Genomic DNA, 6,477 nt, shown 5'->3' with positions numbered 1-6,477 from the left:
GCACCATCCAGGTGGATTTCTCCATGCCGGGGCGTCTCGACGCCCAGTACGTGGCGGAAGACGGTTCCCGCCAGGTGCCGGTGATGTTGCACCGGGCTATTCTCGGTTCTTTCGAGCGTTTTATCGGTATCCTGATCGAGCACTATGAGGGTGCCTTCCCGACCTGGCTGGCACCCTGTCAGGCGATGGTGATGAATATCACCGATTCTCAGGCCGATTATGTTGCCAATGTGGCGGATGCCTTGAAAAACAAGGGCTTCCGGGTCGAAAATGACTTGAGAAACGAAAAGATCGGCTTTAAAATCCGCGAGCACACAATTCAGAAGGTTCCCTATCTGCTGGTGATTGGCGATCGGGAAGTAGAAACGCAGACCGTGGCTGTACGTACACGGAGCGGTGAAGATCTAGGCATTATGCAGGTTTCAGCCTTTGCCGAGCTTCTCGCCCAGGACGTCAAGCGCCGCGGTCGCGTCATTTAAAAGACTGAAGTCGGAGATTAGATTATCAAGAAAAGTTATGGCAAGGGGGCAGCGAAACGGTCTCGAATGAATGAGGAGATCGACGTTCCCGAGGTACGCTTGGTTAACGCTGATGGCGAACAGGCAGGTATTGTCAGTATTGAAGATGCCTTGAGCGCGGCTTTGGCGGCAGGTTTGGATCTGGTGGAAATAGCCCCCGAAGCCGAGCCCCCGGTTTGCAAGGTCATGGACTACGGCAAAAAGCTGTTTGAAGTGAAAAAGCAGCAAGCTGCGCAGCGTAAGAAACAAAAGCAGACTCAAGTCAAAGAAATGAAGTTTCGTCCGGGAACGGACATTGGGGATTACCAGATCAAATTGCGTAATTTGACCCGGTTCCTCGAAAATGGGGACAAGGCCAAGATAACCTTGCGGTTTCGCGGTCGTGAAATGGCACACCAGGAACTCGGCATGGAAATGCTCAAGCGCATTGAGCAGGACCTCGAGGAATTGGGTACCGTTGAACAGTTCCCCAAAATGGAAGGGCGACAGCTGACCATGGTCATCGCCCCCAAGAGCAGGAAGAAGTAACGCGATCCCCCTTGGCCGCTGGCCAGACGGATTCACAAACACTACCCGCGTTCAGCCGTTGGCAGACTGTCCGGGAGTGACGGCTTCCTATATTTAACCCGTCTATAAACGGAGAACCCAAATGCCAAAAGCAAAAGTACATAGCGGTGCAGCCAAGCGCTTCAAGAAAACCGGCGCTGGCTACAAGCACAAGCACGCTAACAGAAGTCACATCCTCACAAAAATGTCGCAGAAGCGTAAGCGTCACCTGCGCGGCACCAGCACCATGAATGGTTCTGATTCCCCGCTGGTCGATCGTATGTTGCGTTCCTGATTAACCGAATTGTTTGAGAGGAGATTGATATGCCACGTGTAAAACGAGGTGTCACCGCACACCGTCGCCACAAGAAAATCCTGAAGGCAGCAAAAGGTTATTACGGCGCTCGCAGCCGTGTATTCCGTGTTGCCAAACAGGCCGTTACCAAAGCTGGCCAGTACGCTTACCGCGACCGTCGCGTCAAAAAACGCACCTTCCGCGCCCTGTGGATCACCCGCATCAATGCGCAGTCCCGCGTTGAAGGTATGAGCTACAGCCGACTGATCGCCGGTCTGAAGAAAGCCAATATTGAGCTTGACCGCCGTGTGCTGGCCGATCTGGCTGTTCACGACAAGGCCGCTTTTGCCGCTGTTGTAGGACAGGCGAAGGCTGCCCTGGCTTAATATTCGCGCCGGGTCTCCCGGTGTTGGATAGTGCATATTGAAAAGGGAAAGGGCCGCCGCTCTTTCCCTTTTTTATTTTTCAGAAACGCTTGAAAGGTTGTGACTATGGAAAACCTGGAGCTACTGGCCAGTGAGGCACAGAAGGCCATTGAGCAGGCCGATGGTCTGGCTGCCCTGGATCAGGTGCGGGTCGAGTTTCTCGGCAAGAAAGGCAAGCTGACGGACCTGCTGAAAGGCCTCGGCAAGCTGTCCGCCGAGGAGCGTCCGGCTGCGGGCGCCAGGATCAACGAGGTCAAGCAAGCGTTGCAGGCCCAGATTAACGTGCGCCGCGACGGTCTCGAGGACGCCGACGTGGCCGCGAAGCTGGCCAATGAGGCGATAGATGTCACCCTGCCCGGTCGCGGTGAAGAGAGTGGCGGACTGCACCTTATCACCCACGCCATGGAGCGCATTGAGGCCTTTTTTACCCAGGTGGGTTACCGGGTGGAAGAGGGGCCGGAAATTGAGGATGACTACCACAACTTCGAGGCGCTCAATATTCCCTCCCACCACCCCGCGCGGGCCATGCACGACACCTTTTATGTCACCGACAATACGGTGCTGCGCACCCATACCTCGCCGGTGCAAATTCGCACCATGGAGACCCAGGAGCCGCCGATTCGCATTATCTGTCCCGGCCGTGTTTACCGCTGCGATTCGGATTTGACCCACACCCCGATGTTTCACCAGGTGGAAGGCCTGGTGGTCGATCGGGATGTCAGCATGGCCGACCTGAAGGGCACCATCGACCAGTTCCTCAAGGCGTTCTTCGAGATGGATCTGCCGGTGCGCTTCCGGCCCTCCTATTTCCCGTTTACCGAACCCTCCGCCGAAGTCGATATCCAGTGCACCAATTGTCGCGGTGCAGGCTGCCGCATCTGTAAAAATACCGGTTGGCTGGAAGTGATGGGCTGCGGCATGGTGCACCCCAATGTGTTCGGCCACTGCAAGGTGGATACAACGCTGTATTCCGGTTTTGCCTTTGGCATGGGTGTCGAGCGGTTGGCGATGCTGCGCTATGGTGTGAATGACCTCCGACTGTTCTTTGAGAACGATCTGCAGTTCTTGAACCAGTTTTAAAACAAATAGATATATTGTTTATTTAAAGTAAATAATAAATTTGGTGGACAATGAAATTCAGTGAATCCTGGTTGCGGGAATGGGTAAACCCATCGATTAATACGGCGGAACTGGTTGCCCAGTTGACGATGGCGGGTCTCGAGGTGGATGCGGTGGAAGCTGTGGCGCCGGCCTTCAGCGGTGTGGTGGTCGGCGAGATTGTCGCCGTGACAGCGCACCCCAATGCCGACAAGTTGCGCGTCTGTCAGGTGGCCGGCGGCGCCGACGGTGTGGTGCAGGTGGTCTGTGGGGCACCCAATGCCCGCCAGGGCCTGAAGGTGCCGTTCGCCACCGTCGGCGCGCAGTTGCCCGACGACCTGAACATTCGCAAGGCCAAGCTGCGGGATGTGGAATCCTTTGGCATGCTCTGTGGTGAAGATGAACTGGGACTCGGGGAGGGTTCCGGTGGCCTGTTTGAATTGCCCGGCAGTGCGCCGGTGGGTGCCGATTTACGGGCTTACCTCGGCCTCGATGATCAATTGATCGAAGTGGATCTGACCCCCAACCGCGGCGATTGCCTGAGCATTCGCGGCCTGGCCCGCGAAACGGCGGTATTAAATGCCATGCCGCTGAGCGAGCCCGCCTGTGCGCCGGTAACCGCGCAAATCGACGACGTGTTCGCCGTCGAACTGGAAGCGTCGGCGGCCTGTCCCCGCTACGTCGGCCGCGTCATTCGCGGTGTCGATGTGGCGGCGGAGTCACCGTTGTGGCTGCAGGAGAAACTGCGCCGCAGTGGCCTGCGCAGCATTGATCCCGTGGTCGATGTCACCAACTACGTGATGCTGGAACTGGGGCAGCCCATGCACGCGTTCGACCTGGGCCAGCTGCAGGGCGGCATTGTGGTGCGCATGGCCGGGCAGGGCGAATCCCTGGAGCTGCTGGATGGCAGCAAGGCTTCACTCAATGGGGATACCCTGGTGATTGCCGATCGCGAAAAAGCGCTGGCCATCGCCGGCATCATGGGTGGCAAGCAGTCCGCAGTGGGTCCCGAAACCCGGGATATCTTCCTGGAAAGTGCCTACTTCGACCCGATTGCCATTGCCGGGCGCCCCCGCCATTACGGCCTGCACACCGATTCTTCCCATCGCTTCGAGCGGGGTGTCGATCCGCAGCTCCAGGCACTGGCCATTGAGCGCGCCTCGGCACTGCTGCTGGAGATCGCCGGCGGCCAGCCGGGGCCGGTGGTAGAGGCGGTCTCGGCAGCCCATTTGCCGATCCCGGCGGAAGTCGCATTGTCCCACAGCAAGTTGCAGCAGCAGTTGGCGCTCAGCCTCGAGCCCGAGCTGGTCGGCGATATGCTGCAACGGCTCGGTCTGCAGATTCTCTCGGCCGATAACGAGGGCTGGCTGTGCCGGGCGCCAAGCTGGCGCTTTGATCTCGCCATTGATATGGACCTGATCGAGGAGGTGGCGCGCATCTACGGTTACAACCGCTTGCCCACCGCCACCATCAGCGCCAGTCTGCCCATTGCCGCCGGCAACGAGCGAGTGACTGCGTTGCCGCTATTGCGGCAGCAACTGACCGGGCGGGGCTACCGGGAAGCCATCACCTACTGTTTTGTCGATCCGGATGTGCAAAAGCTGCTGTCTTCGGGACTGGAGGGCGTTGCGCTGGCCAATCCCATTGCCAGTGATATGGCGGTGATGCGCACCACGCTTTGGTCGGGTTTGCTGCCGACCGTGCGGCGCAACCTGAATCGCCAGCAGAACCGGGTGAGAATTTTTGAAACCGGTTTGCGTTTTGTGCCCACCGATGCCGGTCTGCAGCAGCAGTCCATGATTGCCGGTGCCATTACCGGCAGCCGTCAACCGGAGCGCTGGTCAAATAGCCGCGAGTCGGTGGATTTCTTTGATATCAAGGCGGATGTCGAGGCGTTGCTGCAACAGGGGCACAACTTTGCCCAGTTCAGCTTTGCGGCGGATGACAGTCATCCAGCCCTGCACCCCGGTCAATGTGCCCGCATCGAGCGCGACGGGCGGCTGCTGGGCTATGTGGGACAGCTGCACCCGCGCTTGCAAAAATCACTGGATCTATCCCAGCCGGTGTTTTTGTTTGAGCTGCTGCTGGCCGAACTGATCGAGGGGCAACTGCCCGCCTTCGGGGGGATCAGCAAGTTCCCGGAAGTTCGCCGTGACCTGGCGTTGCTGGTCGACCATGGGGTGTCCGCTGGCGCACTTTGCAGCACCATTCGTCAGAATGCCGGCAGTTACCTTATCGACTTAAAGATATTTGATGTTTATCAAGGAAAAGGTATTGAAAACAATAGAAAAAGTGTTGGCCTGGGCTTGACCTTTAGAGACAGTTCCCGCACCCTTACCGAAGAAGAAATTAATGTCGCCGTTGAGAACGTGGTATCTGCCGTGAAAGAACAGTTTTCAGCGAGCCTCAGGGGGTAAGTTTAGTTATGGCAGCACTGACAAAAGCCGAATTGGCTGAGATGCTCTTTGAGGAGCTGGGTCTCAACAAGCGGGAGGCAAAGGAGATCGTGGAGTCTTTTTTCGAGGAGATTCGCACGGCCCTGGAAAGTAATGAGCAGGTCAAGTTGTCAGGGTTTGGTAATTTTGAACTTCGCGACAAGAAAACCCGTCCCGGCCGCAATCCCAAGACCGGTGAAGAAATCCCGATTTCGGCCCGCCGCGTGGTGACCTTCAAACCGGGACAAAAACTCAAAGCGAGAGTGGAAAGCTATGCTGGAACCGAGCAATAACGATCAGTTGCCGCCAATTCCTGGCAAACGCTACTTCACCATTGGTGAAGTGAGCGAGCTCTGTGATGTTAAGCCCCACGTACTCCGCTACTGGGAGCAGGAGTTTCCCACCCTCAGCCCGGTCAAGCGCCGCGGCAATCGCCGCTACTACCAGCGTCAGGATGTCATCCTGATCCGCCAGATCCGTTCCCTGCTCTATGACCAGGGCTTTACCATCGGCGGTGCCCGCCAGCGTATGAACGGCGATGACGCCCGTGAGGAGGCAACCCAGGTGCGTCAGTTAATCGATCAGACCGTGGGTGAGCTGGAAGAGCTGCTGTCTGTCTTGAAAGCCTGATTTTATTCTTGAATTGTCGGGCGCATTCGGTATTATGTGCGCCTCCTTGAGGACCCTCCTCAATACCTAATCGGGGCGTAGCGCAGTCTGGTAGCGCACTACACTGGGGGTGTAGTGGTCGTCGGTTCAAATCCGGCCGCCCCGACCATTTCAAATTGCGTTATCTCTCTGGAGCCGTTGTCGGCCGCGCCGACACCACACCGATAACCAATCGACAAAATCCCGCATATCATTTAACTGTCATCTTCAGTTGCGATATTCTTTGCAGATCGCGACCGGTCCGATGCCTGACGCACGTCTGTCTGCCAGCATGGATGCGCCCGTCACAACTGTGTTACGGTCCGGTTTTGCTTCACTGCTCGTGCTGGTTCAGTAAGAAAGGATTTTGGTTCGATATGACTTCTACCGTTGTTCGCAAGGCTGTTATTCCCGTCGCGGGTCTGGGAACCCGCATGCTTCCCGCTACCAAGGCCATTCCCAAGGAGATGCTGCCGGTGGTGGACAAGCCCCTGATCCAGTACGTGGTGAAT

9 protein-coding genes and 1 tRNA gene are annotated in these 6,477 nt (G+C 57.2%); all 10 read left to right on the top strand.

The window, feature by feature from the left end; genetic code table 11:
• A partial coding sequence (locus ABY948_RS10515) for a His/Gly/Thr/Pro-type tRNA ligase C-terminal domain-containing protein (protein ID WP_461482489.1) occupies nt 1-479 on the top strand: 479 nt, incomplete at its 5' end.
• A 21-nt stretch (nt 480-500) separates the two neighbouring features.
• A complete protein-coding gene (gene infC, locus ABY948_RS10510) occupies nt 501-1,046 on the top strand; it encodes a translation initiation factor IF-3 (RefSeq protein ID WP_461482491.1) in 546 nt (181 codons plus the stop codon).
• A 121-nt stretch (nt 1,047-1,167) separates the two neighbouring features.
• A complete protein-coding gene (gene rpmI / locus ABY948_RS10505; protein WP_036860590.1) occupies nt 1,168-1,359 on the top strand; it encodes a 50S ribosomal protein L35 in 192 nt (63 codons plus the stop codon).
• A 29-nt stretch (nt 1,360-1,388) separates the two neighbouring features.
• On the top strand, nt 1,389-1,745 hold the full coding sequence (gene rplT / locus ABY948_RS10500; protein ID WP_461482488.1) for a 50S ribosomal protein L20: 357 nt from the start codon (nt 1,389-1,391) through the stop codon (nt 1,743-1,745).
• A gap of 105 nt (nt 1,746-1,850) precedes the next feature.
• Entirely contained in the window at nt 1,851-2,864 is a 1,014-nt protein-coding gene (gene pheS / locus ABY948_RS10495; protein WP_461482487.1) for a phenylalanine--tRNA ligase subunit alpha, read from the top strand.
• Nucleotides 2,865-2,914: 50 nt separating this feature from the next.
• Nucleotides 2,915-5,299: a phenylalanine--tRNA ligase subunit beta gene (pheT, locus tag ABY948_RS10490; protein WP_461482486.1), complete on the top strand. Its 2,385-nt coding sequence runs from the start codon at nt 2,915-2,917 to the stop codon at nt 5,297-5,299.
• Between the two features lie 8 nt (nt 5,300-5,307).
• The gene (gene ihfA / locus ABY948_RS10485) at nt 5,308-5,610 is read left to right on the top strand and encodes an integration host factor subunit alpha (RefSeq protein WP_461482485.1); all 303 of its coding nucleotides are present in this window, start codon (nt 5,308-5,310) and stop codon (nt 5,608-5,610) included.
• Nucleotides 5,591-5,947, top strand: a complete 357-nt coding sequence (locus ABY948_RS10480; RefSeq protein ID WP_461482484.1) for a MerR family transcriptional regulator — start codon at nt 5,591-5,593, stop codon at nt 5,945-5,947. Before ihfA ends, ABY948_RS10480 begins: the two co-directional genes overlap by 20 nt.
• Nucleotides 5,948-6,018: 71 nt before the next feature.
• Nucleotides 6,019-6,095: transfer RNA gene (locus ABY948_RS10475), tRNA-Pro, on the top strand.
• Between the two features lie 247 nt (nt 6,096-6,342).
• Nucleotides 6,343-6,477, top strand: a 135-nt coding sequence (locus tag ABY948_RS10470) for a sugar phosphate nucleotidyltransferase (protein WP_461482490.1), incomplete at its 3' end; no start/stop codon positions are given.

It is taken from the genome of Porticoccus sp., from assembly GCF_041592135.1.
Classification (GTDB): Bacteria; Pseudomonadota; Gammaproteobacteria; order Pseudomonadales; family Porticoccaceae; genus Porticoccus.
Note: the sequence above shows the minus strand (reverse complement) of the source record. Positions and strands in the feature narration are given on the sequence as shown.